The sequence below is a fragment of the Pseudomonas savastanoi genome (assembly GCF_020917325.1).
Lineage (GTDB): Bacteria > Pseudomonadota > Gammaproteobacteria > Pseudomonadales > Pseudomonadaceae > Aquipseudomonas > Aquipseudomonas amygdali.
Window position 1 is genome coordinate 2627437 of the sequence record NZ_CP076652.1, and the last position, 15181, is coordinate 2642617.

A 15181-nucleotide genomic window follows, 5' to 3' on the forward strand; every position below is an offset into this window, starting at 1 on the left:
GAAACACGCCTCCATTGATCATCCAGGTAGACACAATGAACAAACTGCCCCAGATAACCCTGGCGTTCTGGATCATGAAGATCTGCGCGACCACACTTGGCGAAACGGCGGGCGACTTATTGTCGATGACGCTTGATGTCGGGTATGCGATCAGCTCTCTGATACTGATAAGCCTGTTTGTAGCCACGCTCGTGACACAGCTCGCCGCAAAACGTTATCACCCGATGCTTTACTGGTTGGTCATTCTTTCCACCAGTACCGCAGGCACCACGATGTCGGACTTCATGGACCGGACACTCGGGCTTGGCTACGCAACGGGTTCTGCAATTCTGATTACCCTGCTGATGGCCATTTTTTGCGCGTGGTATGTCAGCGAGAAATCGTTGTCGGTAGACAGAGTCTCGACGCTGAAAGGTGAGCTTTTTTACTGGTTCGCGATTCTCATCTCCAACACGCTGGGCACAGCGCTCGGCGATTACCTGGCCGACGACTCGGGGCTCGGCTTTGCCGGAGGTGCGGTGCTGATCGGTTCTGCGATAGCGTTGGTCGTTGTCCTGCATTTCACCACCAGACTGTCCTCGATCATGCTTTTCTGGATCGCCTTTGTGTTGACGAGGCCATTCGGGGCGACGTTGGGCGATGTGCTGACCAAGCCCTACGAGAAGGGCGGGCTTGATTTCGGCACGGTAGGGTCGTCCGCCGTGTTGCTCGCGGTGTTGCTGGTGCTGGTGGTGGTGGCGACTTACCGCGAGCGTAAACCTTCGCCAGCCGATAACAGGCTGATTGAGAGCGGACCTGGTCAGGCCTGAAGCAGTTCGCTCAAGGCCTCATTCAACTGCTCTGCACTGAACGGTTTGGCGACGCAGCGCCGGTCAACCCATACCTCGGGAATGCCCAGTCGCCCATACCCGGAGCAAAACATGAAAGGTATGCCGCGATGGGCAATGGCCGCTGCGATCGCGAATGAGTTACCGCCGATGATATTGATATCCAGAATGGCCAGGTCGTAGTCGCCGTTGCGCGCGTATTCAATGCCTTCGCCAAGCGAACTGGCGTGGTAAGCGGTAGCGAACCCCAGGTCCTCAAGCATCATTTCCATGAGCATTGCGAGCATTGTTTCGTCCTCGACCAGCAGCACTTTGGGGAGCGAGGTCTGGTCGTCTGATTCTGAACTCATAAGCTGCTTTCCGGTTTGTCTGGCCACGGGATCAGCATCGACCAGATGATGCCTGTGCCGGCGAACCGAATGTCGGCCTTGCCTTTGAGTTCCCGCTCGATACTGCGGCGTATCAAGCGAAAGCCAAAGCCCTTCACTGTGCTTGCGGCAACGGGCGCGCCGCCCGTTTCCTTCCATTCGATCTTCAGCGTGGGAGGATTGTGCCCGGCGTCCAGGGTGGAGATCACCGTCACCTGGCCTGCTGCTGATGAAAGTGCACCATGCTGCACCGCGTTAGTCATCAGTTCGTGCAGAACCATTGAGAGCGTCAATGAAAAACGCGGCTCCAGAGTGACCGGATCGCCTGTGAAGCTGATCTTGTGCGCCCCCGCGTTTACCGCTTGAAGCTGCTCGATCAGGTCGACCAGTTCAGTGGATATCCACTCTGCCCGGGCCAGGGCATCATGCGCCTGGCTCAGTGCAAACAGACGTGCATCGAAGCTTTTGCGAAAGGACTCCAGTGAGGCAGAGCTGTTGACCGTGAGAGAGGCGATGGCCTGAACGGTTGCCAGGGTGTTTTTGACCCGATGGTTCAGTTCGTTCAGCAGCCCCGCGCGGGTCAGGCGATCTTCCAGTTGCTGGCGCTCCAGTTTGCTGGAGATCGATTGCGCCAGTCGATGAGTCGTGCCGCTCTGTTTTAAAAACGTCGCCTCGCCAACGATATCCTGCCCCTGATGCATAGGCAGCGTGAAGGAAAATACACTTCCCGAATCGAGTGAGCTTTCGGCCCACAAGCGCCCACCGTGGGCGGTAATAATACCCTGGCATATATAAAGACCCAGGCCGTTGCCTCGCGGGTTGCCTTCCTTGACAGACCAGTAACGCTGGAAAATATAGGGCAAGTGCTCCGCCGGAATACCTATCCCGTCATCACTGACCTTGAACAGGACTTCGTTTTCACTGGCGACCGCATCGATGTTGATTCGGCCACCTTTGGGGGTGAACTTGATGGCGTTACTGACCAGATTGGAAAGCACCTGAAAGATTCGCTCCGGATCCGCATTGATGACCAGGCCCTGCGCGGCGGTGCAATTGAGCTCGATATTCTTTTCAGTAGTCAGCATGACCAGAAGGCTGCACGCCTCTTCAAGCAGGCTGGTGACACCCAGCGGCAAGCGCGAAAGCTGATAACGGCCCGCTTCTATCTGTGCGGTATCGAGCAAGTCTTCAAGAAGACTGTTCATGCGGGTTGTCGCTTTCTCGATGGTGCCCAGTGCGCGTCGGATGTTGCGGTTTTCAGCGTGCGTATCGCCGACTGCCCATCGCTGCATCATGCCGCACTGCATGATGATGATCGACATCGGGTTGCGCAGGTCATGGGACACCACCGCGACCAGTTCATCGCGCAAACGCACCGCCTCCTTTTCGCGCTGGACCTGGCGCTCAAGGTCGTTCTCCAGCGCTGAGCGGCGTATGTCTTCGGCACCATAAAGATCGCCCCGCGACCAGGGGCTGGCGATGCCTGTTACCTGCTGTTCCCATACGTCGAAAGACTGTCTTGGGTGCAGGCGATGGGGTGCGGAGCCCTCCGGGCTGGTACTCACATGATGGGCCGGGTTACCGCTCCAGTTCATTGTCGAGGTGAGTTGGGCACGAAACCACATGACCGCGTTATCAATCGGCTTGGGCAATGTAAAGGCTATGACGCCGCTCGCGACGTCTCTATAGGCGGCGCTTTCGGGATACTCCTTGTGCATGGCGTTGGTATGAAAAACGCCCAGCCCCTGCAAGCCTGTCGCGCGCTGCGCCGACTGCTGGCGTGCCAGGCCTGTGTCCCGAATCCAGAGGTACAGCGCTTGCACCTGCTCGGTGGCAGGGCACACGCCGAACAGGTGAACCCGGTCGTCAATCAGAACCGCGGCGCCGTCTGCCAGCGTCAAGGACTGAAGCAGCTCGGGTCGGCTCACCAGCCCGTCGAGGATGTCATGGTCGGCACGACTCATTGCATCTGCCAGTTGCCCGAGCAGGGCAACTTTCTCTTCCCGTTCGCGCCGGATATCCGCTGCGACAATTGCGGAAATTTTCACCGACAACAGTTGCCCGATCATTGCACAGGCATCGCGCAGCTCTCTGGGCACCAGCAGCGGTTCAGGATGCCCGCAGGCAATGAGGCCCCAGAGTTCGCCGCCGTCCAGCAGCGAGATGCTCATCGATGAGCGCACGCCCATGTTCTTGAGGTATTCGCAGTGAACAGGGGACACGCTACGCAGCGTCGAGAAGCCCAGATCGAGTGGCTGACCTGTTGCCGGTCGCAGTGTCGGTATCAGGGGGGCCGGAACGTAGGTTGCATCCGGAATCACCCGAATCCAGTTCAAACGATACAGCTCTCGCGCCTGGGCAGGAATATCCGAGCCTGGGAAGTTCAAACCACTGTAACTGGGTAGTAGCCCGGTCAACGCCTGGGCAACGACTTTGCCATGCCCCTCGGGCTCGAACCGGTAAATCATCACCCGGTCATAACCGGTAAGTGCCTGAATCTCGTGAACACTGATATCGAACAGCGTTTCCAGCGTGGTCGCTGCCTGCAGGTTGCGCAACACACGGGTAATGATTCTGGACTGTTCGTGGTCGGCTTCGACGAAGGGTTCCAGTTCGATAATCAGCACGTCATCGGTACGGTGCAGCGAAGCACTGTAGTGAGCGCTTCCCAGCGTCAGTCGTATCGGATCAATGTGTGGGATAGCAGGGTGGTGGTACGCGTTTTCGATAATCGTCGCCTGCTCGGGCGATAACAGCACTGACAGAGGCCTGCCCAGCAACGCTTCGCTGTCCAGCCCAAGCTCGTTTGCGCAGTTGGCGCTGACTTGCTCGATACACAGCGGGTTGCCTGCAACGCTGAGTAATACGCCATGGGGCTGAATTGCGCCGGGGACCCGAATTGGTTCACTGGCACACTCGGCGAGCGCAGCTTCAAGCGCTGCATCAGGACTTGCATCCAGAATGGGCTCGATCATTTGCGTGAACTCCATAGGGTATTTCAACCGGAAACAGCCTGCCGCCGCCTTGGTACGACATGCAGTCGTCAGGCACAAAGAGCGATTCGGACAGGTTTTTGTCAGCCGCAACAAGACTTTGAACGGCCAGCGGCCCGGGTGGACAGCGCAAGAAATGCGAGGTTGCCGCGAAGGTGCGGCGTGGAGACCTGAATAAGGCAGCCCTGCTGATGCAAGCCAGAGAGTGTAGGAAGCTTGCCACCATAACAGGTGCCAAGAGGATGCGTGGTTTTAACTGTTTTTTCGGCCAGCAGGTGCCAATTACAAAAAAGCCCCGCCAGACAATGTCTGGCGGGGCTTTGCTTCAAGCTGTGAAAGCCTTAGAGCGCCATGTCACTGGCTGGATTGCTTTTCGCTGGCTGGGCAGCAGGTGCAGGTGTTGGAGCATTACCTGTCTTGTTCACCGGCGGCGGTGGAGTCAGCTGCAGGACTTCGGCTGTGTAAGCCCATTCCTCGGCAACGCGATCCGGGTTGTTGTTCAGCTTGGTGCCGTAGCTAGGCACGATCTGGTGCAGTTTTGCCTGCCATTCCGGAGTCGCTACCTTGTCCTTGAAGACTTTCTCAAGCACGCCCAGCATGATCGGCGCTGCAGTCGAAGCACCTGGCGATGCGCCCAGCAGACCGGCGATGGAGCCGTCCTTGGAAGCAACGATTTCGGTACCCAGCTTCAGAACGCCGCCTTTTTCTTCGTCACGCTTGATGATCTGTACGCGCTGACCGGCTTGCATCAGGCGCCAGTCTTCTTTCTTGGCGTTCGGGAAGTACTGCTGCAGGGCAGCGAAGCGATCGTCGTCAGACATCATCACCTGACCGGCGAGGTATTCGATCAGCGGGTACTGTTCGATACCAACGCGAGTCATCGGCCACACGTTATGCGTGGTGGTGCTGGTCAGCAGGTCGAAGTAGGAGCCGTTTTTCAGGAACTTGGTCGAGAACGTTGCGAACGGGCCAAACAGGATTACGCGCTTGCCATCCAGAACACGGGTGTCCAGGTGCGGAACCGACATGGGTGGCGCGCCAGTCGACGCGATACCGTAGGCCTTGCCCATGTGCTGCATGGCCAGAGTCTGGTTGTCGGTGACAAGCCACGAACCGCCGACCGGGAAGCCGCCGTATTCCTTGGCTTCAGGAATACCGGATTCCTGCAGCAGGTGCAGGGCAGCACCGCCAGCGCCGATGAACAGGAACTTGGTGTCGGTCTCGGTAACAGTACCGTCTTTCAGGTTCTTGTACTTGACGCGCCAGGTGCCGTCGTCGTTGTGATTGATGTCTTCGACTTCGCTCGACAACTGCAGATTGAAATTCTGCTTGGCTTTCAGATTGGCGACGAACTGGCGGGTGATCTCGCCGAAGTTGACGTCGGTGCCGATCGGGCTCCAGGTCACAGCCAGCTTCTGCGCCGGGTCACGACCTTCCATCATCAACGGGACCCACTTCTTGATCTGCTCGTGGTCTTCGGAGTACTGCATGCCGCTGAACAACGGGCTGGCCTGCAATGCTGCGTAACGCTTGCGCAGGAACTGGATGTTGTTGTCGCCCCACACAAAGCTCATGTGCGGCGTGGAGTTGATGAACGAACGCGGGTTCTTCAAAACGCCGGTCTTGACCTGCCACGACCAGAACTGACGGGAAATCTGGAACGCTTCGTTGATCTCGATGGCCTTGGAGATGTCAACGTTGCCGTTCTTGTCTTCCGGGGTGTAGTTCAGCTCGGCCAGGGCCGAGTGGCCGGTACCAGCGTTGTTCCAGCCGTTGGAGCTTTCTTCGGCCACGCCATCGAGGCGCTCGACCATTTCCATCGACCAGCTCGGCTCCAGCTCGTTGAGCCAGACCGCAAGCGTTGCACTCATGATGCCGCCGCCGACGAGCAATACGTCGACTTTCTTGGTTTCAGCCGCCTGCACGGGCATCAGGCCCATGGAAATGGCCAGACCCAGCAGGGCCGTGTTCACTTTTTTAAACATTCTGTCATCCATCTGATAAACGCCATCCGCCGACTACTCCTGAAGAAACGGCCTGTCACATGCATCGAAGCCTGCGACAAACGCTCGCACCCACAGGGACTAGAGGTGGACATACAAGGCCAATATAATACCGCTCGAGACCTCAATTTATGTCCTGCTGCGCTGACTTCTTATCATCATTGGATTCAGCGTCATGAGTGACATTTGCTCTGTTGGTGTGCGGCGACGCCCGGGAATATCACCCCTCGGCATCCTCCAGAAAACACACCTGGTCAGCCTGTTCACGGAGTCTGAGACGCCGCATCGGGGCATGGAGGCACGCCTGATGTGCAATTTAATGCACGCGTGCTGCGACATTCCCACGGTGGCATACCGGCAAAGACGCGGCATTTTCGCATAATGTGCACCTCGGTTGCGAGATGCCATCATCAAATCGGGCGCGAATGCCTTGATTTAGACGCTTCACAGCCTGCCCCCCTCTATATCGTCGTTTATGCGCGGGTCTTTAGCCGCTTGCCAGAATGTGGCAATCCGCCGGACCCCGTCGCCCGCGCACATTTTTAACTGCCGCACGGCATTCATGAGCCAGTTTCACAAGGGTGTGTGGATTTGCCTGGCTAATCAGCATCCCGACCACCTGCTAGTGTCAATACACGACTGTGGTGTGTGGTGGCTGCAATCTCCGGATACAGACGCCCGTCAAACAGTTGGAACTTTACCAGCGCTGGCCAGTTAAACACTTAACCGGTGATAGCGTTTTGGCTCTGATCACCCATGAAAGCCCGATGAAAGATCAAGGCAGCACGCCGTTGAGCAGGAGTACGCCCAGGCGGCTGACCAGACAATAACGCCCGGCGCTTTACAGCAGCGTCGGCTATTACCGAGTGACCCTGATGAGTGAACCCAAAAAGCACAAGGATTCTGCTGTGGACAGCAGTGCCGTGCAGCCTTCGCGCCGAAACTTTTTGAAGTTCGGTGCTTCCGGCATTGCTGCGGCCACGCTGTCTACCTGGATACCCTCCGACGGCATGCTGCAGGCAGCCCCGGTGGCTCCTGTAATCGAAGACAGTGACGCGCCTGCAGCGGGCGAGCAGCGCATCCAGTTGAAGGTCAATGGCCAGGTTCATACCCTGAACGTTCCGGCCAACGCCGTTCTGCTCGACGTGCTGCGTGACCGCCTGCAACTGACTGGCACCAAAAAAGGCTGCGACCATGGCCAGTGCGGTGCTTGCACGCTGTTGGTCAATGGCGTGGCGATCAATTCCTGCCTGTCCATTGCCGTCCAGCATCAGGGCGACAGCATCACCACCATCGAAGGCCTGGCCGAGAACGGCAAGCTGCACCCGGTACAGGAAGCCTTCTGGGAACACGATGCCTATCAATGCGGTTATTGCACGTCTGGACAGATAATGAGCGCGGTCGCGATTCTCCAGGACCCGAACATCCCTTCCGATGACGCCAGCGTCAGAGAAGCCATGAGCGGCAATATCTGCCGCTGCGGTGCCTACAAGAACATTCTCTCGGCCGTGCAGTCTGCGCGTTCGAAGATGGGAGGCGCTGCCTGATGCGAACGTTCGATTACGCTCGGGCTGCATCGCCCGCGCAGGCATTCAGCACTGCGTCGGGTGAGGGGCAGCGCTTCTATCTGGCAGGTGGCACCACGTTGCTTGATCTGGTCAAGCTGGATGTGATGCAACCGCAGCAACTGGTGGACATCAATCATCTGGCGTTGAAACAGGTCGAGTCGCTGCCCGATGGGCGTCTGCGCATCGGCGCGCTGGTGAGCAACACTGATCTGGCCAGGCATCCACTGGTGCAGCAGCGCTATCCGGTGTTGTCTGAAGCGATTCTGGCAGGTGCTTCGACCCAGTTGCGCAATAAGGCCACCACCGCTGGCAATGTCATGCAGCGGGTGCGCTGCCCGTATTTTCGCGATGGTATTTCAGCCTGTAACAAGCGCCAGCCGGGCTCCGGTTGTGCGGCTATCGGCGGCATGAACCGCAGTGTGCATGCCGTGCTGGGCACCAGCGAGCACTGCATTGCTACGCATCCTTCGGACATGTGCGTCGGCATGGCGGCCATCGGCGGGCAGGTTACCGTTCAGGGCGCCAATGGCTCGCGGGACATTCCTTTTGCCGACTTTCATCTGCTGCCCGGTGATACGCCGCAGCGCGAACATGCCCTGGCGCCCCATGAGCTCATCACCCATGTGACCCTCGACGCACCGCTGGCAGGCGGTCGTTCTTCTTATCTCAAGCTGCGCGACCGTACCTCTTACCAGTTTGCCCTGGCGTCCAGTGCGGTGATTCTGGTGATGGACGGCAAACGTATTACCGATGCGCGCATAGCGCTGGGTGGCGTGGGCACCAAGCCATGGCGGGCCGTGGAGGCTGAACGCGCATTGATCGGTCAGCGTGCCGACATGGACACCTTTGCGCGGGTCGCAGCGCTGGCCATGAAGGGCTCACGGGCCTATGAACATAACGCCTTCAAGATCCCGCTGGGTCAGCAGGTCATTGTCCGCAATCTTCGTGATCTCACGGCGTAGGAATCTCTCATGAGCGAAAACATCATTGGTGTGCCGCAGCGTCGTATCGACGGCGGCAAGAAAGTCAGCGGTCAGGCGCGCTATGCCGCTGACCACCCGATGGTCAAGATGCTGTATGCCTATGGCGTCTACAGCACGATTGCCAACGGGCGCGTGGTTGCCGTGCAGGATCAGCAGGCCAAGGCGATGCCTGGCGTGATCGACATCTTCCATCATGGCAATTTTCCTGCTTTGCACCGTACCCCGAACACCAAGCTGAGCTTTGCCAAAATGCTTTCGGCGAGCAAGGCGGACGAGCACCGCCTGCCGTTCGAAGATGACCGTATCTATTACCCCGGGCAGTTTGTGGCGCTGGTGGTTGCCGAGAGCTTCGAGCAGGCGAGGGCGGCTGCCTACCGAGTGACGGTCGAGTATGACGAGCGCCCGGCGGTCAAGGACCTTGACCAAGGCATGCGTGTCAACGGTGCCCGTGATGGCGGTGCCGGGCACAACCGGGGTAAGCCGGACAGTGCGTTTGACAGTGCAAAAGTCAAAGTCGATCAGACTTACACCACGCCGGTTGAAGTGCATAACCCGATGGAGATGCACGCCAGCACCGCGTGGTGGCAGGACGGCAAGCTGTTTGTCTACGAGAGCACTCAGGGCGTGGTCAACCACCGCAACCTGCTGGCCAACGTTTTCGACCTTTCGCCTGATCGCGTTGAAGTGCGCGCACCGTTCATAGGCTCGGGCTTTGGCGGCAAGCTGTGGCCGTGGCCGCACTCCGTGGCAGCCTGCGCCGCGGCCAGGGTTACTGGTCGCCCGGTGCAACTGGTGTTGCCACGCGCGCAGATGTTTACCACCGTGGGCCATCGTCCGGAGACCCGCCAGCGCTTGCGTCTGGCCACCGATGCCAGCGGCAAGCTGGTGTCGATCCGTCACGAGTCGTTCAACAACACGTCGATGCTGGATGATTACACCGAAAACTGCGGTGGCGTGACCAAAAGCCTGTATGCCTGCGACAACGTGCTGGTCAGCCACAAGATCAGCTCTATCAACCGGGGTACGCCGACCTCCATGCGCGCGCCGGGTGCGGCACCGGGCCTGTTTGCGCTGGAGTCGGCCATTGATGAGATGGCGTTGGCCAGTGGCATGGACCCGCTGGCATTTCGCAAGCTGAACCTGGCCGACAAGGATCAGAGCGTCGGCTTGCCGTGGTCCAGCAATCACTTGCCGGAAGCCATCGACAAAGCCGCCGAGCGATTCGGCTGGCACGCGCGCAAGGCCGATATCGGCTCAATGCGCGAAGGCGATGAAATCATTGGTTACGGCATGGGCGCCTGCAACTGGGAAGCCTATCAGGTGCCCACCGATGCGCGGGTCATTCTGCGTTCTGACGGTACGGCGCTGGCCCAGTGTGGCTTGCAGGACATCGGCACCGGCACGTACACCATCGTGGCGCAGACCGTCAGCCAGCTGACCGGCATTCCCGTTGAGCGTGTTGAAGTAGAGCTGGGCAGTTCGTCATTCCCGGCCGGCCCTGTTTCCGGTGGTTCATGGGTGACGGCCAGCGTAATGCCGGCGATTGCCGGGGCCACGCGTGAAGCGTTGCAGAAGCTGCGTCAGTACGCTGTCAGCAAGGATGCGGTGTTCGCCGGGCAGGACGCCGAGTCGATCAAGGTCGAAAACGGGCAACTGGTGATCGGCGAACAGCGCGCCAGCTTTGTCGATGTGCTGAAGGGGCAGCGCCTGTCGCGCGCTGAGGGTAATTTTCAAAGTGGCATGCCTGAGGCGGGCAAGTATTCCTTCCGCTCGTTCGGTGTGCATTTCGTCGAGGTGCGCTGGGATCCTGGAGTTTCCAGCCTGCGCGTGTCTCGAGTAGTCAGCGCCATCGATGTGGGCAAGGTCATCAACCCGCTGGCAGCACGCAATCAGGTGGAAGGCGCAATCGTGATGGGAATTGGTATGGCGTTGTTCGAGGCCGGTGAATATGACCCGCGCAGTGGCATGCCGGTCAATAACAACTATGCCGAGTACGTAGTGCCGGTGCATGCGGATCAGCCGGATATCGACGTCTTGCTGCTCGATTATCCGGACTACAACCTGGGTGAGTTCGGTGCGCGTGGCATCGGCGAAATCGGTGTGACCGGGCTTGCAGCTGCCGTGGCCAATGCGGTGTATCACGCGACCGGCAAACGGGTGCGCAGCCTGCCGATCAGCAAGGAAAAACTGATGGCGGGGTTGTAGCAATGAAACAGCTCGATTTGCAGGTAGTGCAACAGGCTCGTGACTGGCTGGCTGGCGGCAAAGCCGTCTGGCTGTGCACGGTTCTCTCCACATTCGGCTCGGCCCCGCGCGGGCCCGGGGCGATGCTGGTGGCGTTGAGCAGCGGTGAGCACCGCGGTTCCCTGTCTGGCGGCTGTGTGGAGGAGGACTTTCTCGAGCGGGTCGCTGCAGGGCAGTTTCAGCCGGTTAATCAGGTGGTCCGCTACGGCGACGGCGGTTTTGTGCCAACGCGGGCCTTGCCGTGCGGTGGTGTGCTGGATGTGTTGATCGAGTTCATTGCACCTAGCCCGCAAGCGGATGCACATCTGGGGGCTATCGAGCAGGCGCTCGCTGGACGTGAGCTGATCAGCAGGCACGTGCAGTTGGGCGGTGGGCAGAGAGAAATCGGGCCTGCAACGATGGGCGAGGCGCGGGTGCAGGTGGACGGCGAACGCATCAGCATTCGTATGGGGGCGGTGTATCGCGTGCTGCTTGCCGGGCTATCGCCGGTGGCGGAGTTCTGCGCCAGTTTTGCCGTCGCGATGGGCTATGAAGTCATCGTCTGTGACCCGCGTGTCGAGGTCACCTCAGGGTTTTCGATGCCGGGTGTCGAGGTCCGCGGTGTATTACCTGCGGTGTTCATTGCCGAAGGTGGCTGTCACAGTTCGACGGCGGTACTGGCGTTGACCCATGATCCGAAACTGGACGATCTGAGCATGCTCGAAGCCGTACGCACCGATGCGTTCTACATAGGCGCGATGGGCTCGATGCGCACCAGCAGCAAACGTCTGGAGCGTCTGGGCCGGATCGGCGGGCTGGATGCCAGGGTGCTGGAGAGAATCCATGCCCCCATCGGCCTGAACCTGGGCAGCAAGACGCCGTCCGAAATCGCCATTGCGGTGATGGCTGACATCCTGCGCGTGGCCAACGGTGTCAGTCGTGCCGAGGTTTGAGGTGTTGCGCACAGGCTTGCGCCAGCGCTGACGGTGTGTCGGCGTCGCGCAGAATGCCAGGGTCATCGCAATTCAGTACGTCACACACCTCCGGGTTGTTCATGATCAAGGCTTTAGCGCCCTGATCGCCTTTCAGCGTCAGCAGTGCCGGCCAGAACTGCCGACCAATGATCACCGGATGGCCGCGCTGGCCGCCATGCATTGGCACCGCAATGCGCTGAGGACTGGCCAGTGCGGCCAGTTCGCGCAGGGTCTGCGGCGTTATCCAGGGCATGTCTGCAAGCAGAATGGCGACGGCTTCGGCAGCGGAGTCCATTACGGCGGCAATGCCGCTGGCGAGACTGTGGCCCATGCCCAGGTCGGCATGTTCGCTACGGATGATTGTTACGTGTGCGGGAATAGCCAGTGCTTCAGCGTCATCGTCGGTACGCAGTACCAGCCCTACATTGCTGAATTCTCTTCCAGCGTTTTCAAGACTTGCGGTCAGCAAGGTATGTCCACAGGGCAATGCAGCCTGTCGTTTATCGCCACCAAAACGCCTGCTTCGGCCTGCCGCCAGTACCAGGGCGAACACTTTGGGGTTCTGGCTGTCTATGCTGCTCAATCCGATGCCTTATGAGTCGTGAGAGGGTTCGCGTGCAGCCACACCATGCAGTACGGCTGGCGTAAGCAGAATGCCTTATTTCGCTGCTCTGCCGGTAGCGGTACGAATCATGTTTTCGAGGGTTTCAAGTGGACAATCACATTCGTCCTGTCGAGCTGGAAAAAGCCTACCGTCTGCTCAATCACGGCCCGACTGTGCTGGTGTCCTCCAGTCATGAAGGCACTCACAACGTCATGTCTGCCGCATGGGCCTGCGCGCTGGATTTCTCGCCGCCCAAGGTGACACTGGTGATCGACAAGATGACCAAAACCCGCGAGCTGGTGGAGAAGAGTGGTTATTTTGCGTTGCAGGTGCCCAATCTGGATCAATTGCAGATGACCTTCGACGTCGGCACCCAGAGCAAGGTCTTCACCCCGGACAAGCTTGATAAAGCCAATGTCGACCTGTTTCTGATTGAAGATCATGTCACGCCGCTGGTTGTCGGTTGCTCTGCCTGGCTGATCTGCAAGGTCATCCCGGAGCCGCACAATCAACAGACCTACGACCTGTTCATTGGCGAGGTCATCGGCGCCTGGGCTGACACCCGTGTGTTCAACGACGGGCACTGGGAATTCGAAAAGGCCGACCCGAAATGGCGCAGCCTTCATTACGTGGCGGGCGGGCATTTCTATACGATTGGTGAGCCTGCGATTGTGGAAACGGGCGACGAATGATCGCGATGTCTGGCCCTGACGATCTCCACTGGCCGTAAAGGCCTCTTCGTGAGCAAGCTCACTCCCACACAAGCACACTCATCGTTCCCGTGGGAGCAAGCTTGCTCGCGAAAGCGGACTGACTGCTCCGCAAATAGTCAGCGGCGGCACCAGCCTTTTCATGAGCAAGCACACACCGCCTCCGTGGGAGCGAGCTTGCTCGCGAAAGCGGACTGACTGCTCCGCAAATAGTCAGCGGCGGCACCAGCCTTTTCATGAGCAAGCACACACCGCCTCCGTGGGAGCGAGCTTGCTCGCGAAGTCGGACTGACTGCTCCGCAAATAGTCAGCGGCTGCACCAGCCTTGTCATGAGCAAGCACACACCGCCTCCGTGGGAGCGAGCTTGCTCGCGAAGGCGGACTGACTGATCAGCAGACATTCAGCGGCCTTCGCGAGCAACGCGGATGGTCGCCCCGGTCACTCCCGTAACGGCTGTGTACCTGCTGAACCCTCAGTGACGATCCCGCCACACGGTCTGTGCATTGCAGAACTCGCGTACACCGAAGTGCGAGAGCTCACGGCCAAAGCCGCTTTTCTTCACGCCGCCAAACGTCACGCGTGGGTCTGAAGCGCTGTAGCCGTTGATGAACACACCGCCGGTTTCCAGTTCTTCGGTCATGCGTTCTGCCAACTGCAGATCACGTGTGTAGATCGTCGCGGTCAGGCCGAATTCGCTGTCATTGGCCAGCTCCAGAGCGTGCTGCGCGTCGCGGGCGGTAATGATCGATGCTACCGGGCCGAACAGCTCCTGCCTGAAGGAAGTCATCTGGTCGGTCACGTCGCTCAGTACGGTCGGCTCGTAGTAGTTGCCCTGGCCATCAGCCTTCTTGCCGCCCAGCAACAGCGTCGCGCCTTCGGCAAGAGTGTCCTGAACCTGAGCATCCAGTTCATCGCGCAGATCAAAGCGTGCCATTGGACCAATGTAGGTCTCGCTGGACAACGGATCGCCGATCACCAACTGGCGAGTCTGCTCAACGAACCTGCGCGTGAATTCCTCGACCACACCTTGCTCGATGATCAAACGCTTGGCCGCCGCACAGACCTGCCCGGTGTTCTGGAAACGACCGATGACAGCTGCTTTCACAGCCTGATCCAGGTCCGCGTCATTGAGCACGATGAACGGATCGGAACCGCCCAGCTCCAACACGCACTTCTTCAGTGCCGCACCGGCCTGAGCACCAATGGCCTGGCCCGCGCGAACACTGCCGGTCAGCGTGACGGCTGCAATGCGCGGATCGGCAATGGCCTTCGAGACGCCCTCGGCGGTAACGTTGATGACTTCAAACACGCCCTCCGGAAAACCGGCACGCTTGAAAGCTTCCAGCATCAGGTAAGCGCAACCCATAACGTTGGGTGCATGCTTGAGCACGTAGGTATTACCCGCCAGTAATGTTGGAATTGCGCCGCGCAAGACTTGCCAGATCGGGAAATTCCATGGCATCACTGCGAGAATCGGGCCCAGCGGACGGTACTCGATCCGCGCCTTGTCATTCTCGACCTGAGTTGCTTCGGCCACCAGCATTGCCGGGCCTTGTGCCGCGTACCAGTCGCACAGCTGCGCGCATTTTTCGACCTCGCCTCGGGCCTGAGCGACGGGCTTGCCCATTTCCTGACTGATCATGCGTGCAATGTTGTCGACGTCATCACGCAGGGCCTGACCCATGGCGATGATCAGTTGCGCACGTTGCTGAACCGGCGTGCGCTTCCAGCCGGCAAAACCGGCCGCCGCGCGCGACAGGCTTTGATCCAGCGCAGCGGCGGATTCGAAGGCATAGTGGCCGATCTGCTCGCCGGTGGCAGGGTTGATCGAGATTGCGTGGGTGTTGCTGGTGACAGTAGTCATTGCGCCATCCTGTTGAGGTGGGAAGTGGGACCAGAATATAGGTGTGCAATGCTTTCTAAAACT

Annotated in this window: 11 protein-coding genes; 6 read left to right on the forward strand and 5 right to left on the reverse strand. The window is 59.1% G+C overall.

Going from position 1 to position 15181, the window contains the following annotated elements:
- The first annotated feature begins 35 nt into the window (after nucleotides 1-35).
- Complete coding sequence (locus tag KP808_RS11425; protein WP_004658161.1) at nucleotides 36-809, forward strand: COG4705 family protein; 774 nt, start codon at nucleotides 36-38, stop codon at nucleotides 807-809.
- On the opposite strand, the gene KP808_RS11430 is transcribed toward KP808_RS11425, so the two are convergent.
- The 3 genes from KP808_RS11430 to mqo form a co-directional block, all read right to left on the reverse strand.
- Nucleotides 800-1177, reverse strand: coding sequence for a response regulator (locus KP808_RS11430; protein ID WP_230018482.1), 378 nt, complete (start codon nucleotides 1175-1177; stop codon nucleotides 800-802). The two genes, KP808_RS11425 and KP808_RS11430, sit on opposite strands and share 10 nt — an antisense overlap.
- On the reverse strand, nucleotides 1174-4170 hold the full coding sequence (locus tag KP808_RS11435; protein ID WP_230018484.1) for an ATP-binding protein: 2997 nt from the start codon (nucleotides 4168-4170) through the stop codon (nucleotides 1174-1176). Before KP808_RS11435 ends, KP808_RS11430 begins: the two co-directional genes overlap by 4 nt.
- A 359-nt stretch (nucleotides 4171-4529) precedes the next feature.
- A complete protein-coding gene (gene mqo / locus KP808_RS11440) occupies nucleotides 4530-6173 on the reverse strand; it encodes a malate dehydrogenase (quinone) (RefSeq protein WP_058401565.1) in 1644 nt (547 codons plus the stop codon).
- Between the two features lie 893 nt (nucleotides 6174-7066).
- On the opposite strand from mqo, the gene KP808_RS11445 reads away from it, so the two are divergent.
- Genes KP808_RS11445 through KP808_RS11460 form a run of 4 tightly spaced genes read left to right on the forward strand, consistent with a single transcriptional unit; the run spans nucleotide 7067 to nucleotide 11918 of the window.
- Nucleotides 7067-7738, forward strand: a complete 672-nt coding sequence (locus KP808_RS11445) for a (2Fe-2S)-binding protein (protein WP_005777646.1) — start codon at nucleotides 7067-7069, stop codon at nucleotides 7736-7738.
- Nucleotides 7738-8721 (forward strand): FAD binding domain-containing protein, encoded by a 984-nt coding sequence (locus tag KP808_RS11450; protein ID WP_058401424.1) that lies wholly within the window; start codon nucleotides 7738-7740, stop codon nucleotides 8719-8721. The genes KP808_RS11445 and KP808_RS11450 overlap by 1 nt, the downstream gene beginning before the upstream one ends.
- A 9-nt stretch (nucleotides 8722-8730) precedes the next feature.
- Nucleotides 8731-10947 carry a xanthine dehydrogenase family protein molybdopterin-binding subunit gene (locus KP808_RS11455; RefSeq protein WP_230018486.1) on the forward strand — a complete coding sequence of 739 codons (2217 nt, stop codon included), beginning with the start codon at nucleotides 8731-8733 and terminating at the stop codon, nucleotides 10945-10947.
- A gap of 2 nt (nucleotides 10948-10949) precedes the next feature.
- Nucleotides 10950-11918 (forward strand): XdhC family protein, encoded by a 969-nt coding sequence (locus KP808_RS11460; RefSeq protein ID WP_230018488.1) that lies wholly within the window; start codon nucleotides 10950-10952, stop codon nucleotides 11916-11918.
- Here the strand turns inward: KP808_RS11460 and KP808_RS11465 are convergent.
- Complete coding sequence (locus KP808_RS11465; protein WP_230018490.1) at nucleotides 11899-12522, reverse strand: nucleotidyltransferase family protein; 624 nt, start codon at nucleotides 12520-12522, stop codon at nucleotides 11899-11901. The genes KP808_RS11460 and KP808_RS11465 overlap by 20 nt on opposite strands.
- Nucleotides 12523-12650: 128 nt before the next feature.
- Between KP808_RS11465 and KP808_RS11470 the strand changes: the two genes are divergently transcribed.
- A complete protein-coding gene (locus KP808_RS11470) occupies nucleotides 12651-13235 on the forward strand; it encodes a flavin reductase family protein (RefSeq protein ID WP_230018492.1) in 585 nt (194 codons plus the stop codon).
- Nucleotides 13236-13726: 491 nt separating this feature from the next.
- Here the strand turns inward: KP808_RS11470 and KP808_RS11475 are convergent, their stop codons facing one another.
- Complete coding sequence (locus KP808_RS11475; RefSeq protein ID WP_230018494.1) at nucleotides 13727-15118, reverse strand: aldehyde dehydrogenase family protein; 1392 nt, start codon at nucleotides 15116-15118, stop codon at nucleotides 13727-13729.
- Nucleotides 15119-15181: the final 63 nt, after the last annotated feature.

Excerpts from the sequence above, each read along its gene's own strand:
- KP808_RS11425 (WP_004658161.1), top strand. The coding sequence starts at position 36 with ATGAACAAACTGCCCCAGATAACCCTGGCGTTCTGGATCATGAAGATC.
- KP808_RS11430 (WP_230018482.1), bottom strand. The coding sequence starts at position 1,177 with ATGAGTTCAGAATCAGACGACCAGACCTCGCTCCCCAAAGTGCTGCTG.
- KP808_RS11435 (WP_230018484.1), bottom strand. The coding sequence starts at position 4,170 with ATGATCGAGCCCATTCTGGATGCAAGTCCTGATGCAGCGCTTGAAGCT.
- mqo (WP_058401565.1), bottom strand. The coding sequence starts at position 6,173 with ATGTTTAAAAAAGTGAACACGGCCCTGCTGGGTCTGGCCATTTCCATG.
- KP808_RS11445 (WP_005777646.1), top strand. The coding sequence starts at position 7,067 with ATGAGTGAACCCAAAAAGCACAAGGATTCTGCTGTGGACAGCAGTGCC.
- KP808_RS11450 (WP_058401424.1), top strand. The coding sequence starts at position 7,738 with ATGCGAACGTTCGATTACGCTCGGGCTGCATCGCCCGCGCAGGCATTC.
- KP808_RS11455 (WP_230018486.1), top strand. The coding sequence starts at position 8,731 with ATGAGCGAAAACATCATTGGTGTGCCGCAGCGTCGTATCGACGGCGGC.
- KP808_RS11460 (WP_230018488.1), top strand. The coding sequence starts at position 10,950 with ATGAAACAGCTCGATTTGCAGGTAGTGCAACAGGCTCGTGACTGGCTG.
- KP808_RS11475 (WP_230018494.1), bottom strand. The coding sequence starts at position 15,118 with ATGACTACTGTCACCAGCAACACCCACGCAATCTCGATCAACCCTGCC.